The sequence below is a fragment of the Thalassospira sp. CH_XMU1448-2 genome (assembly GCF_037027285.1).
In the GTDB taxonomy this organism is placed as follows: domain Bacteria; phylum Pseudomonadota; class Alphaproteobacteria; order Rhodospirillales; family Thalassospiraceae; genus Thalassospira; species Thalassospira profundimaris_C.
Map to the genome: position 1 here is coordinate 15,365 of NZ_JAYMEA010000006.1, position 17,707 is coordinate 33,071.

The following is a 17,707-nucleotide window of genomic DNA, read 5'->3' on the forward strand; positions in this document are numbered from 1 at the left end:
GCTCTTGGTCATTGAAAACGGCGTCTCTGGATGTGATCACTTCACGGTGGTCAAATCCACACCAAACCATTTCTCCGAAAGCACCTTAAGCGTTCCATCGGTCCGCATGGCATCAACAATCTCGGTAATTTTTGCGGAAAATTCCGGGTCGCCCTTGTCCACTGCAACTGCCAGCGGTTCATAAACAAGCGGTTCGCCCACCATACGGAACGGCATGTTGTTTTCAATCGCCGCCGTTGCGGTCGGAATGTTCGAAAGAACCGCATCGACACGCACCCCATCGCCAAGACGCAAATCGTCAAAGGCCATGCCATCAGACTCATAGGTCTGAATACGACCCGGCGTGACTTCATATTCGAACGGTGGCACACCTTCGACATCCATCACCAGCTTGTGGTTCAGATAGTCTTCATAGGAACAGGCTGCACAAGCGCCAACAACCTTGCCGTCAAGATCCGATGCCTTCTGGTAGGTGGCATTGTCCTTGTGCGCGACGAGGATGGCCGGGGTGTAATAATAGACCGCCGGGAAATCGAGAACTTCGGCGCGGGCCTTGGTCGGGGTCATAGAACCAACTGCAATATCCCAACGACCGGCCCAGTTACCGGCAACCTGTGCTTCCCATGACGGCGTGACAGGTTTGAATTCCGCGCCAAGCCGTTTGGCAATTTCGCGGGCAACTTCGACATCAAAACCGGTCAGCTGGTTATTTTCATCGGTAAAGGCGACTGGCGGGTAACCGTCTGCCGTTGCACCGATCAGTGTTTTGGTTTCCATGACCCGGTCAAGCGTTTCACCGGCATGCGCAGGTACAAGCGGTGCCACAACCATCGCCATTCCTGCCAGAAGCATCTTTGTTGCGTTAAAGTTCATTTCACTTGGCTCACTTTTTGTGTAGTTCTGTCGATCTTGTATACAATTTAATGAAATTTGTCAGCGCCGATGAATATGCCCGTGTCCGAAATGCAACCGACCCCGCCGATGCCCCATAAACCGGGCTGGCCGCTTGGCCTGTTTTCGGGAATATGTGCCACAATCCTTCTTTCGGCGCGCCCCGGCCTGTGGTTCGGCTTCGACAGCTACGGGGCAGATATCGCACTTGCCATCGTGGGCGGCATCATTCTGTGGACGCATTTCAGGCTTTTGCACCGCCTTAACTTCAAGCTGCAAACAACCATCATCTGGGCAGAGCTGCTGGCACTTTTCGCCACCTTCTTTCTAAGCTTCGATCTCAGCTTTGAGTTCATCGGGTCGCGCATTCCCTATTTGCTTGGCTTGCAACTTCAGGGGGATTTCATTCAGGGCGCGGTCCTGACCCTGTTCATTTCCCTGATTTCAATTTTCTGCGCCACCCTGCTTGCGCTGTTTGCAGCGCTTGGCAGATTGTCAAAAAGTGGTGTGTTTTTTGGTCTTTCGACCTTTTACACCTCGTTCTTTCGCGGAACGCCGCTGTTGCTTCAGGTCATGCTGATCTATCTTGGCCTGCCACAGATCGGGATTGTCCTGTCGGCGGTGCCTGCAGGCATCATTGCGCTGTCGTTATGTTATGGCGCCTATATGGCCGAAATTTTCCGCGCCGGCATCGAAAGTGTCCCCGAAGGCCAGACAGAAGCAGCCCTGTCACTGGGATTGAAGCCCTGGCAGGTGATGCGTCTGGTTGTTTTGCCACAGGCCTTGCGCCTTGTGATCCCGCCCACCGGCAACCAGTTCATTTCGATGCTGAAAGATTCCTCGCTCGTCTCTATCATGGGTGTTTGGGAGCTGATGTATCTTGCTCGCACCCACGGACGATCCGAATTCAAATATATGGAAATGCTGATTTCGGCAGCCATAATCTATTGGGCTATGTCGGGAATATTTGAGTATATCCAAAGCCGGATCGAGAAAAAACTGGGCAAGGGTGTGCGCGTCTAACCCGCTGTTTGATCCGTGATGGTCATCCGGAAATCCGCATCAACTACAGTCGCGGATTTTTCGTTACGCATGCGGAATTCATCTATTGCGGTCAGACGATTATCCCTAATTGGATCAAACTACCGTCTCGCAGGTCGCCTGTTCGCTCTGAAATGGTAGGCGAGATATAAACTTAACAAACAAACCCCAACCATTGATTGATAGATTGACCAAAATGGCTAAAATGTTTTTGGTTCGATTTTAAGAATAATTGTTCTAAATCAGCCCGCTGTGACAGCTGCCACAGCGCACAACAGCGAAGGTTTATATCTTCGTACAAGAACCAGCCCTCAATCGCAGGGCCAAGAATAATTCGGGCATGAAGCAAACCGGTTCCCGAATACAGCCGGCTTGTTGAGGGAGACAATAAATGGTCACGCGTCGCGGACTCTTGAAGGGGTCGGCCGCAGCAACCCTTGCTGCTGGCATTGGACCTTTGCCATGGCTGGTATCGCCATCCAGCGCCATGGAAACAGTTACAAGCAAATCACCAGTCGGCATTTCGGATGATCTGGCAAATCCGATGGAAATTCATTCGGTTAATGGCCGCCTGAAAGCCGATTTTTATATGGAGGCAACCGATTACACGTTGCCCAGCGGCCCGACCAAACTTCGCATATTCAATGCATCCCTGCCCGGTCCTACCTTGCGTCTTAAACCGGGCGATACTTTGGAGCTGGCATTTGAAAACCGCATGCCGCCCAACAAGGATGCCCGCAAACCGGTCGTAACCAATGTGCCCAACCGGTTCAACACAACCAATGTCCATTATCACGGTTTCCATGTCAGTCCGCGCGGGAACAGTGACAATGTCTATCTTCAGATTGAACCGGGTCAGAGCTTCAACTATGTCGTTCAGCTACCGGTCGATCATCCTGCCGGTAACTACTGGTATCATCCTCACCGCCATGGATCGGTTTCAGCCCAGATCGCATCGGGTGCAGCGGGCATGGCCATCATCACCGGAACCCTTGATGATGTGCCCGAAATTGCCGATGCCATTGAACGTGTTTTGGTGCTTCAGGCGCCAATCGCCGGAATTGACGGATTGCTTGAAAGCGAAAAGCCGATCTGGCCGCTTGATGCCGAACGTGATTTTCTGGTCAATGGCCAATACCGTCCGAAAATCTATATCCGCGAAGGTGAAGTTCAGCATTGGCGCATCCTTAATGCCGGGGATGCGCAGTTCATACCTTTGCGAGCGGACGGACTAGAAATGCATCTGGTCGGCCTTGATGGCAATCCATTGCCAATGGCCCAACAGACCGATGAATTCACCCTTGCACCGGGCAACCGCGCCAACCTTTTGATCAAGGCCCCCAAGACAGGCACCTACGCCCTTAAACGCCCAGCCTTCATGCAGGGCAAGGCCAGCCTGCCAGAAGAACATCTTGCCGATATCATTGTTGTTGCCGCAAACGATCCGCGCATCGCACCGGGCATCAAATTCGGCAAGGAGATTCCAACCGGCGAACTGCCCAAAAATGAAATCCTGACGGATATCAGTGCCGATGAAGTCACCGTGAAGCGGAAATTCGTTCTGGGTGTCAAGGATGTCTCGGGCTTCTTTGATGACACCGAATTTACCATCAATGGTCGGGGATTTGATCCGCGCCGTGACGATGTGGTGGCAAAACTGGGCGCGGTCGAAGAATGGACTTTGATCAATACAACGCCCTTCCCCCACCCGCTGCACATTCACGTCAATCCGTTTCAGGTCATCGACATCAACGGCGAACCCGATACCCGCAAACCGTGGATGGATACGATTGCCGTGCCTGCGGCAGGCACCGTTACCTTCCGCACCCGGTTTGTCGATTTCACCGGGCGCTATGTCATGCATTGCCACATCCTGCCCCATGAAGACACCGGCATGATGATCAACGTCAATATCGAGGTATGATGATGCGATCCCTTATTCACCGCACCAAAGGTGCAGCAGCCATCGTGATCGCATGCTCGGTCTTTGGCATCACATCGGCCAAAGCCGATGACAGCAAGAAAGCCGAAATGCCGGTGGCGGCGTCACAATGCCTGTCGTGCCATGGCACCAATGGCAACCCGGCACTCAAGGATGTTCCGATCCTTCTCGGCCAGCAGCCGCTTTATCTCGAAAACGCCATTCGCGCCTATCAGGAAGGCCGCCGCACCGGTGGTCAGGCGCTGGTTATGCATGAAATCGTAAAAGATCTGAGCGATGCCGATGTAAAGGCCATCGCAACCTGGTTCGGAGGGACTCAATAATGAAACGCGTTATTCTGCCTGCCCTTGCGGGCCTCATGATGATCACCCCGCTGGCATTTGCCAATGCAGACGAACTGATCTATCTGACCGATGCCAAGGGCACCGAGATTTTCAAGGATGCCGAATTCACTGGTCCTTATTTCGAACTGGCAAGCTATCTTGAAAGCGAACATATCCTGACTTTCTGTGGCCCGGCGAGTATCGCTGCCACCATGAACAGTCTGGGTGTTAAGCGTCCGCAGCCCTATCGCCTTTATCCTTGGGGCTTCTTTACGCAGGAAACGGTTTTCACCCCTGAAAACCAGAAGGTCAAATCCTATGCCATGGTCGAACATGACGGCCTGATCCTGAGCCAGATTGCGACCTTCTTCGAAAATCTTGGCGTGAAGGCCAAATACCACCACGCCAATAATTTCGACGAAGCATGGCTGCGCGATACGATCAAGGCAACGCTTGCCGATCCAAACAAGCGTCTGGTTGCCAACTATTCACGCAAACCGATCGGTCAGGTCGGTGACGGTCATGTATCGCCGATTGCCGCCTATGACGAAGACACCGACCGTGCACTGGTACTGGATGTTGCCAAATATAAATATCCGCCCGTCTGGATGACGATTGCTGATCTGCGCACCGCGATGGCAACGATTGACGATGGCTCCAACAAGGCCCGTGGTCTGGTCGTGGTAAGCAAATGAATATTTCGCGCCGCGCCCTGCTGGGATCGATTTCGTTGCTGCCTCTTGCGCCGGTTGCCGCCCGCGCGCAAGGGTTCGGTGGCAATGCAGCCTTTTATGACATCGTCCGTCAGATCGGCGGGATTGCCGATATCTCCGACCATCTGATGGACGCTGCCAATACCGAGTTTGTCGCAACTTACGGTGAACTTGCGCAGCGTAACTTTGTCTATGCCCTGCGCACCGGTTCGGTTTCTGATCGCATCAAACAGGCAAGTCCTGCAATTCAGGAACAGGCCGCCTTCATCGCCCGCCTGCTTTATACCGGCGAAGTCATGCGCGATGGTGCCTATAAGGCGGTTTATTATCCGTGGTGTCTTGGATGGAAGTCCCTGACATTTGCCACCGCACCGGGAACGTGCGGCGGACCGGCCTTTGGTCACTGGGCCCATCATCCGGTTGCGGGGGACATGTGATGGAAGCAACTGTCGTCATTATCGGATCGGGCATGGCAGGATCGCATCTGGCCTTTAGCCTTGTGCAGAAAGGCATTGATGTCATCATGCTTGAGGCCGGGCCTAAACGCAGCCGGGCCGAAAACCTCAAGACCTTCTATGAAAACCCGGTCAAGGGGCCGCAATCGCCCTATCCGTCACAGCCTTATGCGCCACACCCCGAAGACGGGAAATATAACGATTTCTACGTTCAGGGCGGACCCGATCAGTTCATCGGGGCCTATTTGCGCCTGTTTGGCGGGACGACCTGGCACTGGACCGGCTTTGCCGACCGCCTGCGCCCGCATGACTTCAAGATGAAATCGACCTATGGCGTGTCACGTGACTGGCCGATTGATTACGATCTTCTGGTTCCCTATTACGTCGAGGCTGAAAAACGCTGGGGCGTTGCGGGCGATCCGGATTATCCATGGGGTGCTCCGCGCGATGGTGCGCCCTATCAGATGCAGCCGATCCCGATGAGCTATATGGATCAACAGGTCACAAAGGCGCTTGATAAGCTGGGACTGCATTCCGCACCGTTTTCCCATGCCCGCAATTCCGAGATTTATGACAATCGACCGGTGTGTTGTGGCAACAATACTTGCGTTCCGATCTGTCCGATTGGCGCAAAATATGATGCATCTGTTCATGCTCAAAAGGCCGAGGACCTTGGCGTACGCGTCGAGACAGAAGCCCTTGTGACCTTTATCGAGGTTGGCGCGAACAAGAAAATCACCCGCGTAAAAGTCCGCAAACCGGACGGATCGGAATTCTGGGTCAGTGGCAAATATTTTGCCGTCTGCTGCCACGCAATTGAAAACCCGCGTCTTCTTTTGAATTCGGCACAGGAAACAGCCCCCAACGGGGTTGCCAACAGTTCCGATGCGGTTGGCCGCAATCTTTTGACACAGGCCAATCAGGACAGTTGGGGCATTCTTGATGAACCGATTTTCCCCTATCGCGGCCCGCAACAGACCGGTGGTCTGGTGGAACTGCGCGACGGTGCATTCCGGTCGGACTATGCTGCGGTTGGTACCAGCTTCATGAATGATGGCTGGTCGGGTAATTCCGATGCGACCAATCTGGCCAAGGATCTGATCAAGAAAGGCATGTTTGGTCAGGAACTGGCCAAAACCATTAATGACCAGATATCGCGTCACTTGCGTCTTAACAGCTCGGCCGAGGTGCTGGCCAACTGGAACAACCGGGTTGAACTGGCCGATGAAAAGGACAGTTCGGGTATTCCACGCCCCAAAGTCACTTTCACGTTGGATGACTATACCAAAAAGGGTCTGGCAAACGCGCTTGAGGTCAACCGCAAGATTTTTGCAGCCCTTGGCGTGAATGACATGCAAACCGATACGCCGTATCTGTCCAACGCGATTATTGGCGGCACCACGATCATGGGAACCGATCCGAAGACCTCGGTCGTATCGCCCGATCTGGTGACCTATGATCACGACAATCTCTATATCATCGGGACAAGTACCCATGTCACAACCCCGGTCAATGCTCCGTCCTTGACCATCGCGGCACTGGCAATCCGTGCTGCCGATCATATGGCCGACGCATTGACCAAATGACTTCACCACTCAAGCAACTGGTACTGATTGAAACGGCACTTCTGGGCCTTTTCATTCTTCTGGGTAACGGACTTCGGTCCGTTGCTACCATGACGGTTTCTGTTTCTCAGGGCGAATTTGCCAGCTTCCTGAACATATCGGTCGAACGCACCGACATCCTGATCGAGGTTCTGATTGGCGGGGCGGTCATGGCGCTTGCCATTGCCCCGTTTGTAATCAGCAGCAAGACCGCACGTCGCGTTTGCATTGCGACAGCTTCGCTGGCAAGTGCCTGCTATGCCGCCGTCGGTTTGACCATGCATTGGGACCCGACACTATCGGTGCGCGAGATCATTATTCTTGCAAGCTTCTGTCTGGGCGGCTTTGCCATTTCGTTCTTCGCCCCGCTGGCACAGCTTGCCATCAGTCAGGCGAAAACCGACCGGGAAAAGTCCCTGCTGACAACAATCTGGACTGCGGCCCAGCCGATTGCCTTTTTGATCGCCCCGCAGCTTGTCAAATATGTCGCCTTTGATGTCGGAACCGGAAACTATTTCCTGATCCTTGCGGCATTACCCATGCTGTTCCTTGTCATCATGCCCGTCGTGATGAAGGCGGCAGATCATCATGCGCCAGACGAAACCACGCCAAAGCCCAAGACAAACTGGAAACCGGTTATCCTGTTTCTGCTTGTAGTGATTTCGTTCGAAGCCTGGACAACAGCCAACAGCTTTGCCGGTGTCGAGAGCATGCTGGGTCTTGGCCTTATGGCTGTATTCCTTGCCTTTGCCATCTGTCTTTATCTCGGCGCACGTTCATGGATCCCGCGCGATGCCAATCTGCCCTCGGATGCAATTTTCCTGCTGGCGGTTTTGTTCATTCTCGAAATCCCGACCACCGGCGTCTATGACACCGCCTATCTTGTCCGGCATCTGTGCACGTCATCACTGATTGATGACCGCGCCACACTCGGTGCTGCAAGTCAGGTATTGATGGTTTTTGGGGCCGGGGCCTTGATTGCACGCAATCCGCATTGGCGGGAACGGCTTTGGCTGATTGCCATTCCATGTCTGATCATCTCGTCGATTGCGACAATCTTCTATCCTTATCCGGCAACCGATGCGCTTCTGTTTTATTGGACCAAGATGCTTTCGAGCATCGGCATAGGGATTGCCACCACGCTTGTCGTCAGTGCCGTGATTGCATCGGCGAATGGTAACAAGCTGATCACCCTGGCTCCGGCCTTTGTGATCATGTTCGGAACCGAAGTCGGGATCGAACTTCTGGAAATCACCTTCCAGGTTTCAAAGCTTGCCGGACTTGATGTCACCAAAGCCTATCAGATGGTGTTTGTCGTACAGGTCGCTGCCGTGTTGCTGGCAACGGTTCTATTGATCTGGCGGCACTTTGCGCCCATGACCAGACCGGCGGCTGCCGCCTGATACATCTTGGTATTGGTTCATTTCGGTCGATGATTATGGCCGGGCTTGGCGGAAAAAGTCGCCACCCGGTCATTTTCCCCTTGACCAAATGTTATGATATAACATAACAAACATTAACTCATCCCTCCTGCAATGAACCGGATTGAACACATGCCCTCCTTCCCCCTTGCGCTTCGTCGTTTCCTTTTGGCTGCCCCGCTGATTGCGGCCGCCCCGATGGCAATGACCTATATCCCGTCTGCTGCGGCTCATGGCGATGACGCGCCAAAGGTTGTGACATCCATCAAACCGATCCACGCCATCACCAGCGCCATCATGAAAGATATTGGCGAGCCGCTTCTTCTTCTTGATGGTGCATCCTCTCCGCATTCCTATTCCCTGCGCCCAAGCGAGGCCCGAGCACTGAGCGAGGCCGATCTGGTGGTTTATGTTTCTCACAGCCTTGAAGGTTTCCTGGAAAAACCGCTTGAGACTCTTTCAAAGAACAGCCATCAGCTTGAACTGATTGCGACCGAGGGCCTTGCCCTTCGCAAGATGCGTGAAGGCGGCACGTGGGAAAATCATGGTCATGACGATCACGACGAAGATCACGGCCATGACGACGATCATGGTCACGATGAACATGCACATGATGAAGACCACGATCAGGATCACGATGCGCACGGTGAAGAAGATCACCATCATGAACATGGTGGTATTGATCCGCATATCTGGATGGATCCAGCCAATGGTGCAAGCATTGCAACGGCAATTACAGATGAACTTGCCGAAATCGATCCCGAGCATGCCGATGACTATCGTGCCAATCTGAAAACGTTACTTGCAAGCCTGACGTCACTTGGCAATGATCTACGCCAACAGATCGCCCCGATCCAGAGCAAGCCCTATGTCGTGTTTCATGATGCCTATCAGTATCTCGAAACCGGATTTGGCTTGAATGCGGTCGGGTCGATCACGGTATCGCCTGATCAGAAGCCCGGAGCCAAGCGCCTGCATGAAATCGAAGACAAAATCCGTGACACCGGTGCCGTCTGCATCTTTGCCGAACCGCAATTCCGCCCGGCAGTTGTGCAGGCCGTTGTTTCCGATACCGGTATTCGCAGCGGAACCCTTGACCCGCTTGGCGCGGAAATTGCTGCCGGACCCGATGCCTATCAGGAAATCCTTCGTCAGAATGTCGGCGCCCTTGTCGACTGCCTTGGCAACGCTTCGTAAATCCTGCGCGACAGTGCTGGTTGCCGGCTTCGCTTTGCTGGCAACCAGCGTTTCGGCGTTTGCCCATCCCCATGTCTGGATTGATGCCAGCGCCGAATTCCTGTTCGAGAAAGACCAGATCACAGGCATTCGCATTCATTGGGTGTTTGATGATCTGTTCAGCATGACGCTGATGGACGAGTTCGACCAGAACCACGACACGCGGTTCTTTGGCGATGAAAACACCAATCTGCGCGATAATGCCTTTGCCGCACTGGCAGAAGTTTCCTGGCTGACACATCTGCGCCGCAATGAAGAGCTGGTGCCATTTTCCGGCGCATCGGACTTCAAGGCCGATGTTACCGATGACCGGCGTGTCAGCTATGACTTCAAGCTGGACCTTGAAAGCCCGCTTGATCCGAAAAAGGACACAATCAGCCTGTCTGTCTATGACGCTGAATATTATATTGATGTCGCTTTCACACAGGTCGACCCCATCCTGTTTTCCGGGGTCAAGAATCTCTCCTGCCATTTCGAGATGAGCGAAGATGAAAAGAATCGCATCTATTTTGACCTTGTTGCGCCGATCCGCGCCGATCTTGTTTGCGCGGGCAAGGTGGCAGATGGCGGCAATGCTGGCAGCCTTGCTCCTGGTGATTTCGTTCGGGTCGATTAATCCGGCCAATGCGCAGTCGGCCAATCTTCTGGGTCGCGGCAGCAATGATAGCACCAACACAGCTCAAAACCCGTCATCTCCCGCGCAAGATGAAAGCCTGATTTCCCTGCCCGGCTGGCTGTCTGATCTTGTTGGTCAGACAATTGTCATTCAGACCAAACTCAACCGCGAAATCACCGCCACCCTGCGTGATGCCAAATCTGATCGCAGTATCTGGCCGGGACTGATGATCATTGCCCTTTCCTTTGCCTATGGCGTGTTTCACGCCGCGGGGCCCGGTCATGGCAAGATGATTACCACCACCTATTTCCTGTCACGCGATGCCGGATGGAGACAGGGGGTTGCCATGGGCAGTCTTATCGCAGGCGTACAGGCGGTAACCGCCATCGTGCTGGTTGGTGGCTTGACCCTGATCCTTAATCTTGGCCCGGCGGCAATCACCCAAAACGGTCTGGTCCTTGAGGCTGTTTCATATGCCCTGATTGCGGGTCTTGGCGCGTTGATGTGCCTGCGCATTCTGCAGGGACGGGATGATTGCTGTGATCACGGCGAACACACCCACCATGACCATCATCACCACGCGCATGAACATCAGCACGATCATCAAGACACCGGGCACCATCATGCCCACAGCACCGCTGCACCGGCTCAAACGCGCTGGCAGATGATTGCAAGCGGGATCGTTGTTGGCCTGCGCCCCTGCACGGGCTCTATACTTGTGCTGCTCTTTACGATGGCAAACGGGATGTTTCTGATCGGCATCGGGTCGGCCTTCGCCATGGCCCTTGGCGTTGCCCTTACCATCAGCCTGATCGGACTTGCCGCCATTGGCATCCGGACCGGAACCCGGCATCTGTTTCATCTTTCTGACGGGGCAGCGGGGATCATCCGGCGCGCCGTCGGCTTTGGCGGGGCTTTGATGATCACATTGTTCGGGGTGATGCTGTTGCTGGCATCAGCAAGGCAACTGGGCTGGCTTTAAACGATAACAGCCCGCACGGTTGACACCATGCGGGCTGCTGGCATTCCTGAGCGGATGCGTTACCGGGCGCTGACAACCTTCATCACCAGTTTGCCGTCCGGCTTGATCGGCCCATCTTCCTTCGCACCGAGGGTATATTCAAACACACCGGTTTTCATGCCACCGGCCTCGGAATGAACCATCAGCATCAGCATCTCGCCGGATTTGACCGGCTCCTGCAGAATGGCCGCGACGTCCATATTCTCGCCCTTCTTGATCGGGGCATAACCCACAACCGGTCCCGGCTTCATGTCGCTATCGGTGCGGTGAACAACCAGCCAGCCATTTTCACCAGCCATGATTTTTGACGCGGTGACAGTGCCGCCCGACATGTCCTGATCCATGGCATCGACCATCGGCCCCATCGCAAATGCTGCCGAACTTCCGGCAAAAACAACCCCGGCACCAAGCAGCATGGCACCAGCAAACCCCGTCGCCTTACGTTTGAACGTCATGTGAAGTCTCCTTTGCTTTTGAATGTGAACACGCCTTTTGCGGTTCGCTCGTCTGGTGCGTTGATCGCACACACAAGAAGCTACGCAGACAATTCAATCGGGTTTCAAAAAGGTGATTTTTAATGCGCGACCGGGATCAGATGTCCGTGAATGGCCGGTCCGGTCGGAAGTCCGGTCGGCGATCCCCCGACCGGTTCAAGACTGATCCCGAAGGTCGCCTTGCGCAGCATCGCCGGGGCGAACTGACCAAGTTGCTTGGTGGTCGGGTTTGCAACATTTTCCAGAAGTCCAAGCGATTGTGGCTGTGGCCCGGTTTCATCGGTAACGATCCACAGCTGATAGGTTTTGCCCTCGGGAACGGTTGCCTCGACCGGACGAATGGTGACCTCGCGGGTATCAAGATCGACACTCATGACAAAGGCCGGCTGGGTGTCATCACGATGGAACACGGCGACAAACTTGCCATCGGCAACGGGCAAGACCGGATCGGATGTGAACACCGTTATCAGAAGCCCGGCTGCTATCGCAGCAGAACCCAAAGCACCGAGACGCCAGATCGCAAGTTTGCGTTTAAGAGCCGCGAAATCGGCAATCCCCGGCACAGTTCGGGCAATCTCAATCCCCTCTGCATCAATCCGGCTTCGAATATTCGCAAACAAATTTGCCGAGGGTGCGACAGCTTCGTAATGGGTGTTAAGTGGTGACAACCGGCTTTCCCAAGCAATAATTGCCGCCTCAAGATCAGGTTCATTGCCCCGGCGCGCATTCACGGCATCGCGTTGCCGGGCGTCAAGCGTCCCGAGCACATATTCCGCCGCCAGCATGTCCTTGTCTTCGTGATCGGTCATGATCCGAGGCATTCCTTTAATTGTCGCAGGCTGCGATGCAGCCAGGTCTTGATCGTTCCCACTGGCTGGGCAAACCGTTCAGCAAGTTCGGCGCGCGACCAGCCTTCAAGATAAGCCAGTTTGACCATTTGCTGACGATCATCTTCCAAGCCGCCCAGACAATGTTCAAGTCGACGGACTTCACCGGCCCGCGCGACTTCTTCAAAAACGGTATCTGTCGAAGCAAGTGTATCAACATCCACTTCGTCAATGTCGGCTTCCGGACGTTGGCGCCTGACAATATCAATTGCCCGATTGCGGGCAATCGTCGCCATCCATGTGATCACCGATGCGCGTCCCGGTTCAAAGTCGCCCGCCTTCTGCCAGATGCGGACATAAATATCCTGAAGAGCATCCTCGCTTTGGGCGCGGTTTCTCAAGATACGCAGAACGATGCCAAAAAGTTTCGCGGAGGTGGCATGATAAAGCTGCTCGAAAGCATCCCTGTCGCCATTAAACGACAGCTTAAGGAGGTTTTCCAGATCCCGGGTTGTCGTCATAACCACCCCCTGCAACATGCGATAGACCGGATCTCAACGCATGATCAAAGACAAACCGGGACAAAATCCCGGAACTGCCTTGTCTTACGCTGATTTGCAGGAACCTGATCAATTCAGGCAGGAACAAACTTGATCTTCAGGATTTAAACTCTGCCGGGATGTTTTCGGTTGCCCTGATGAGGGCATCCATCACCATGCGAACGCCGGGCGATCTGCGCATATCGGGATGTACCACAAGCCAGACCGGCTTGCTGACTTCACCCAGTTTGTCGTCAAAGATCATCTCAAGGCGATCATCAGAATCGGCCATATAGCGCGGCAACAATCCAAGGCCGTGCCCCGCAGCCACAAAGGCAAGGACTGTTTGCGTGTCATCAGCCTTTACACGCATGGGAAGCTTGGCATCAATCGTTTCCCAGACCCAGCCTTGCTGATAATCGCCAAAGGTATTGCGCCCGTCACTGCAAAATTCCCAATCCTTGCGGGCGACCCGGCTCGTATAGCCCTTGGCAGCGTAAATGGCAAAACGCAGATTTGTCAGCTTGCGCACGATCAGGCCACTTTGGTCGGGCGTTGCCATGCGGACCGCCACATCGGCCTCACGCCGGGCCAGATTGGCAATCACGCTGGATCCCAGAATTTCATATTCGAGATTTTTTTGATCGCGCAGCAATTCGGCCAGGCGCGGCGCAAACAATAGCCTTCCGGCCGCTGGCGGCACCGCAATCCGGACCACACCATGTGCGGTTTCATCCCCGCGTGCCTGACGTTCAAAGGCCAGAACATCTTCCTCGATGCGGCCAGCCACGGGGACAAGGTTTTCCCCGGCATCGGTCAATTGCCAGCCGGTAGCCAAACGGTCGAAAAGACGGGCACCAAGATCGGCTTCAAGGGCCTCGATCCGTCGGGCGACGGTTGTGTGATCCTTCCCCAGACGGCGTGCTGCCCCGGAAAGGGTGCCAGCCTGCGCAACGGCGACAAAAAACCGCAAGTCGTTCCAGTTCATTTATCACCCCTTACAAGCAGTCAATCGAACAATCTCACGCATGACCGCCTTCCCTATCGCCCGGAGAGCATCAGAACAACTGCGCAAATTTGCACAACTATAGCGCATTTTATCGGAGTTCCATCGCGTTTTTGCGCATGCCATTGTCACTTCATCAAAACAGCCCACACGATCAAGGAGCGTCAGAATGGCTATTTCAAACCAGATCGATTGCAATCCCGTCGTTGGTTGCGTTTCGACAAAATCCATGCCCGAGATGACGGCGCAATGCCACACATCCCCGTCCTCGCGCCCCAACACCACCAAGGGTATTGGCGCTATCATCCGGAGCATTCTTGATGCCGTCATATCATCCTACAAACGCCATCAGAGCCGGGCGGACCTGAACCGTCTGAGCGACGATCAACTGCGCGATATCGGTTTGGAACGCGAGCATGATGGCCATATCATCCAGTCGCGTTTCTAAGCAGATCAAAGCGGCCAAAGGTCCGATCCCTGGTAATTACTTGCTAGTTCCCGGGTGTTTCCCTGGCAATCGACACGCTTTGATAACCGTCATCATGCCGATAGGGGTATCGACATGATGACATGTGCCTCCCTCAGGCATGAAAAGGCTCCCGTCCTGCGGGGGCCTTTTACCTGTTTGATCCGGATGACTAGACCTGAAATTCTTCGGATATTTCGTCAGCGGCCTTGATCAGCGCATCCATCACAAGCCGCACCCCCGGCGATCTGCGCATATCAGGATGAACCACCATCCAGCCGGTTTCACGGCTTTTACCATCAATATCGGCATGGATCAGTTCAAGTTGTTGATCCCTGTCGCCAAGATATCTGGGCAAAACGCCAACGCCGTGACCCGCAGCAATAAACTGGCGAACTGTTTCGGTATCATCTGCGCGAAACCGGCATGGTAATTCCCGGCCCAGAACATGGCGTACCCATTCCTTTTTCGAGGCGCCATAAGCGGTATCCTCATAGCCACAGAATTCCCAGTCACGCTTGGGAACCCGGTCGCGATAACCCACGGCGCCATAAAGCCCGACACCAAGTTCCACCAGTTTGCGGGTGATCAATCCCGGTTCGCGCGGGGTGACCATGCGTACGGCAATATCGGCTTCACGCCGGGCAAGGTTGACGATATTGGCCGCCCCGATGATTTCAAATTCCAGACCCTTATGCGCTGTTAGCAGCCGGGCAAGACGCGGGGCAAACAACACACGCCCTGCAACCGGCGGCACCGATATGCGCACCACCCCGTGGGCAGCTTCATCGCCTTTGGCCTGTCGTTCAAAGGCAAGAGCCTCTTCCTCGACCCGTTCGGCAACCGGCACAAGGTTCTGTCCCGCTGTTGTCAGTTGCCAGCCGCGCGGCAGCCGGTCAAACAGTTTGGTTCCAACATCAAGCTCAAGGGCCTCGATCCGGCGGGCAACGGTCGTATGTTCCTTACGCAACCGGCGTGCCGCCCCGGAAAGACTGCCCTCGTCGGCAAGAACAAGGAAATAGCGCAGATCATTCCAGTTCATCTTTGCACCTTATCTGTCGTCGGCTTTTGAGTTCTGATTATTTTTGCACATTAAATCTGCAAAACAACCGAATTCCTGTTTTATTTTGCATATGACAGGATCGAACCATCAAAGATGCAACTCAACCAGAAATATCAGGAGGCCATCATGGCTCATCAGATTTCTGCACATTCTGCCCGGTTCGATATTGCAACAGACCCCATTGCCAAACGGATGCCGTTCGGCGCGCTGTTCAACCGGATTGTCAAATATTCGGTTGAAGCCCGCAAACGCAAGAACCAGCGCGAAGTTCTCAGCACCCTGAGTGATGCACAGCTTCTTGATGTCGGTCTGGAACGCAAATTTGATGGTGAACGCTGGTATGTTGACCGGATTTCAAAAGAGCTCCCCGCCCGCAAAATCCGCTAACCGCCTCGCTGCCACCAGCAAAAAAAGGGACCCGTTCGGGTCCCTTTTTATGTGTATAATTTAGATCAAACTATGCAGAAAAAACAATCAGGGGAAAAATTTGAACACCGTAGATTTATCCGTACCTCAGTACGACGAAGTAGTCGAAAAACACAACATCGAAATTTTAAAGGCACCTGGAGACCTCGTCGTCAGGAATGGAGACCTAGCAACTACGGCTTGGGGTGACCTAATGTTGAACAACGAATACTACAGTTCATATTTCAAGTTTGTTCAAGAATGGAGATTTAATTACCCAACTCAACGCCTTTTATTTTCAAACGTTATCTCTACCACTGAGACGGAAAACATAGAAAAGCAACTTGAGTCCGCCCTTCACGATATCCATCAGGCAAAAAGAGCCAACAGATTTGCAGAGGATATCAAATATGACAAATGGCACAGCACTTCAGAGATGCAAACTGCATTGTTTGCTTCGAGAAACATATATGCGGGAGCGATCATCCTTTCATTGGATAAGTTCTTACAAGCGTTACGTAAAAATATTAATGCGACCTACTATGAATGGGTAACATCTGGACCACAATTCAACGGCCACTCGATTGGAGAAGCATTTCAAGCTTCTGCTAATAACTTAAGGCACAATGAGGAATGGCAGGTAACTCGACCGCCAACCAACCGGCAACTTACATCCATAAAAATTTTGTCTGATATACTGCAAGAACCGCTAAACGAGGAGAATGGTTATCAGCACCGCCTTAGTCGAGACATATCTTCTGAGATACTTTTGACTGTCAGTGAAGGAGATTTCGACATATTGGAACAGCATCTCTTCTCGTTCACCAATCAGCTTGTCGACAACGCTTATCAGCGCAATCTCAGCGATGAAAAGGCCTAGCTATTAATATCCAAACGGCAAGCAAAGCGATCAACTAAGAACCACCCTCCGACAAAAAAGGGCCCCCTGATTAGAGCCCCTTTCTAAGATATCTGTACTGGTATCAGAAATCACCCGCGCAGGGCATTGACTCGGTCGGTTGCTTCCTGCGCCAGCCGGGTGATGGTTGCCCAGTCACCGGCCTTGACCGCATCCTTGGGCGCGACCCACGAACCGCCCACCGTGATGATGTTTGGCAGGGCCAGATAATCGGCCAGATTGGACAGCGACACACCACCGGTCGGGCAGAATTTAACCTGTGGCAGCGGACCTGAAATCGCCTTGAGCATTGAAACACCGCCCTGCTGTTCTGCCGGGAAGAACTTCAATGTGTCATAGCCATGATCCATCAGGTTCATGATTTCGGACGGCGTCCCGGCACCGGGAAGCAACGGACATCCGGTATCCGCAGCAGCCTTGAGCAAGCTTTCCGTATGGCCCGGCGAAACAGCAAAGGCACAACCGATTTCGGCCATGCGTTCCATCTGTTTGGCATTGACCACGGTTCCGGCACCGGTGATGGCATCAGGGACTTCGGCGATGATGCGTTTTATGCTTTCCTCGGCTGCGTCGGAACGCAAGGTGATTTCAAGCACCGGCAGACCACCGCCAACCAGTGCCTTGGCGAGCGGCACGGCATCGTTAACATCTTCGATCACCAGAACCGGCACCACCGGGGCTTTGGACAGAATTTCACGCGATGAAAGGCTCATAAACTATTCCTC

Annotated in this window: 20 protein-coding genes; 13 read left to right on the forward strand and 7 right to left on the reverse strand. The window is 53.8% G+C overall.

Features of this window, described 5'->3' with window-relative positions; translation table 11 throughout:
* Nucleotides 1–36: 36 nt before the first annotated feature.
* Nucleotides 37–873 (reverse strand): transporter substrate-binding domain-containing protein, encoded by an 837-nt coding sequence (locus WA318_RS18020; RefSeq protein WP_114099337.1) that lies wholly within the window; start codon nucleotides 871–873, stop codon nucleotides 37–39.
* A gap of 90 nt (nucleotides 874–963) precedes the next feature.
* On the opposite strand from WA318_RS18020, the gene WA318_RS18025 reads away from it, so the two are divergent.
* The 10 genes from WA318_RS18025 (at nucleotide 964) to WA318_RS18070 (ending at nucleotide 11,224) form a co-directional block, all read left to right on the forward strand.
* A complete protein-coding gene (locus WA318_RS18025; protein WP_336083734.1) occupies nucleotides 964–1,914 on the forward strand; it encodes an amino acid ABC transporter permease in 951 nt (316 codons plus the stop codon).
* 409 nt (nucleotides 1,915–2,323) lie between these two features.
* Nucleotides 2,324–3,856, forward strand: a complete 1,533-nt coding sequence (locus WA318_RS18030) for a multicopper oxidase family protein (protein ID WP_336083371.1) — start codon at nucleotides 2,324–2,326, stop codon at nucleotides 3,854–3,856.
* Nucleotides 3,856–4,197, forward strand: coding sequence for a c-type cytochrome (locus tag WA318_RS18035; RefSeq protein WP_336083373.1), 342 nt, complete (start codon nucleotides 3,856–3,858; stop codon nucleotides 4,195–4,197). Before WA318_RS18030 ends, WA318_RS18035 begins: the two co-directional genes overlap by 1 nt.
* Nucleotides 4,197–4,892: a phytochelatin synthase family protein gene (locus WA318_RS18040; protein ID WP_336083375.1), complete on the forward strand. Its 696-nt coding sequence runs from the start codon at nucleotides 4,197–4,199 to the stop codon at nucleotides 4,890–4,892. Before WA318_RS18035 ends, WA318_RS18040 begins: the two co-directional genes overlap by 1 nt.
* Complete coding sequence (locus tag WA318_RS18045; RefSeq protein WP_114099332.1) at nucleotides 4,889–5,347, forward strand: hypothetical protein; 459 nt, start codon at nucleotides 4,889–4,891, stop codon at nucleotides 5,345–5,347. The genes WA318_RS18040 and WA318_RS18045 overlap by 4 nt, the downstream gene beginning before the upstream one ends.
* Nucleotides 5,347–6,951 (forward strand): GMC family oxidoreductase, encoded by a 1,605-nt coding sequence (locus WA318_RS18050; protein WP_336083378.1) that lies wholly within the window; start codon nucleotides 5,347–5,349, stop codon nucleotides 6,949–6,951. Before WA318_RS18045 ends, WA318_RS18050 begins: the two co-directional genes overlap by 1 nt.
* Nucleotides 6,948–8,372 carry a hypothetical protein gene (locus tag WA318_RS18055; RefSeq protein ID WP_336083380.1) on the forward strand — a complete coding sequence of 475 codons (1,425 nt, stop codon included), beginning with the start codon at nucleotides 6,948–6,950 and terminating at the stop codon, nucleotides 8,370–8,372. Before WA318_RS18050 ends, WA318_RS18055 begins: the two co-directional genes overlap by 4 nt.
* A 150-nt stretch (nucleotides 8,373–8,522) precedes the next feature.
* The gene (gene znuA, locus WA318_RS18060) at nucleotides 8,523–9,587 is read left to right on the forward strand and encodes a zinc ABC transporter substrate-binding protein ZnuA (RefSeq protein WP_336083382.1); all 1,065 of its coding nucleotides are present in this window, start codon (nucleotides 8,523–8,525) and stop codon (nucleotides 9,585–9,587) included.
* Nucleotides 9,547–10,242, forward strand: coding sequence for a DUF1007 family protein (locus WA318_RS18065; protein WP_336083384.1), 696 nt, complete (start codon nucleotides 9,547–9,549; stop codon nucleotides 10,240–10,242). The genes znuA and WA318_RS18065 overlap by 41 nt, the downstream gene beginning before the upstream one ends.
* The gene (locus tag WA318_RS18070; RefSeq protein ID WP_336083386.1) at nucleotides 10,190–11,224 is read left to right on the forward strand and encodes a nickel/cobalt transporter; all 1,035 of its coding nucleotides are present in this window, start codon (nucleotides 10,190–10,192) and stop codon (nucleotides 11,222–11,224) included. The genes WA318_RS18065 and WA318_RS18070 overlap by 53 nt, the downstream gene beginning before the upstream one ends.
* A gap of 59 nt (nucleotides 11,225–11,283) precedes the next feature.
* On the opposite strand, the gene WA318_RS18075 is transcribed toward WA318_RS18070, so the two are convergent.
* From WA318_RS18075 to WA318_RS18090, 4 genes are all read right to left on the reverse strand, one after another.
* Nucleotides 11,284–11,718 (reverse strand): DUF7282 domain-containing protein, encoded by a 435-nt coding sequence (locus WA318_RS18075; RefSeq protein ID WP_336083388.1) that lies wholly within the window; start codon nucleotides 11,716–11,718, stop codon nucleotides 11,284–11,286.
* A gap of 119 nt (nucleotides 11,719–11,837) precedes the next feature.
* Nucleotides 11,838–12,566, reverse strand: coding sequence for an anti-sigma factor (locus WA318_RS18080; protein WP_336083390.1), 729 nt, complete (start codon nucleotides 12,564–12,566; stop codon nucleotides 11,838–11,840).
* The gene (locus WA318_RS18085; protein WP_336083392.1) at nucleotides 12,563–13,105 is read right to left on the reverse strand and encodes a sigma-70 family RNA polymerase sigma factor; all 543 of its coding nucleotides are present in this window, start codon (nucleotides 13,103–13,105) and stop codon (nucleotides 12,563–12,565) included. Before WA318_RS18085 ends, WA318_RS18080 begins: the two co-directional genes overlap by 4 nt.
* A 136-nt stretch (nucleotides 13,106–13,241) precedes the next feature.
* Nucleotides 13,242–14,111 (reverse strand): LysR family transcriptional regulator, encoded by an 870-nt coding sequence (locus tag WA318_RS18090; RefSeq protein WP_336083395.1) that lies wholly within the window; start codon nucleotides 14,109–14,111, stop codon nucleotides 13,242–13,244.
* Nucleotides 14,112–14,298: 187 nt separating this feature from the next.
* On the opposite strand from WA318_RS18090, the gene WA318_RS18095 reads away from it, so the two are divergent.
* Complete coding sequence (locus tag WA318_RS18095; RefSeq protein ID WP_336083397.1) at nucleotides 14,299–14,577, forward strand: DUF1127 domain-containing protein; 279 nt, start codon at nucleotides 14,299–14,301, stop codon at nucleotides 14,575–14,577.
* A 190-nt stretch (nucleotides 14,578–14,767) separates the two neighbouring features.
* On the opposite strand, the gene WA318_RS18100 is transcribed toward WA318_RS18095, so the two are convergent.
* Nucleotides 14,768–15,637 (reverse strand): LysR family transcriptional regulator, encoded by an 870-nt coding sequence (locus tag WA318_RS18100; protein ID WP_336083399.1) that lies wholly within the window; start codon nucleotides 15,635–15,637, stop codon nucleotides 14,768–14,770.
* Between the two features lie 147 nt (nucleotides 15,638–15,784).
* On the opposite strand from WA318_RS18100, the gene WA318_RS18105 reads away from it, so the two are divergent.
* Both WA318_RS18105 and WA318_RS18110 read left to right on the forward strand, forming a co-directional pair.
* Complete coding sequence (locus tag WA318_RS18105; protein ID WP_114099324.1) at nucleotides 15,785–16,045, forward strand: DUF1127 domain-containing protein; 261 nt, start codon at nucleotides 15,785–15,787, stop codon at nucleotides 16,043–16,045.
* 100 nt (nucleotides 16,046–16,145) lie between these two features.
* Complete coding sequence (locus tag WA318_RS18110) at nucleotides 16,146–16,943, forward strand: hypothetical protein (protein ID WP_336083402.1); 798 nt, start codon at nucleotides 16,146–16,148, stop codon at nucleotides 16,941–16,943.
* Between the two features lie 110 nt (nucleotides 16,944–17,053).
* On the opposite strand, the gene WA318_RS18115 is transcribed toward WA318_RS18110, so the two are convergent.
* Complete coding sequence (locus WA318_RS18115) at nucleotides 17,054–17,695, reverse strand: bifunctional 4-hydroxy-2-oxoglutarate aldolase/2-dehydro-3-deoxy-phosphogluconate aldolase (RefSeq protein WP_336083404.1); 642 nt, start codon at nucleotides 17,693–17,695, stop codon at nucleotides 17,054–17,056.
* Nucleotides 17,696–17,707 lie beyond the last annotated feature (12 nt).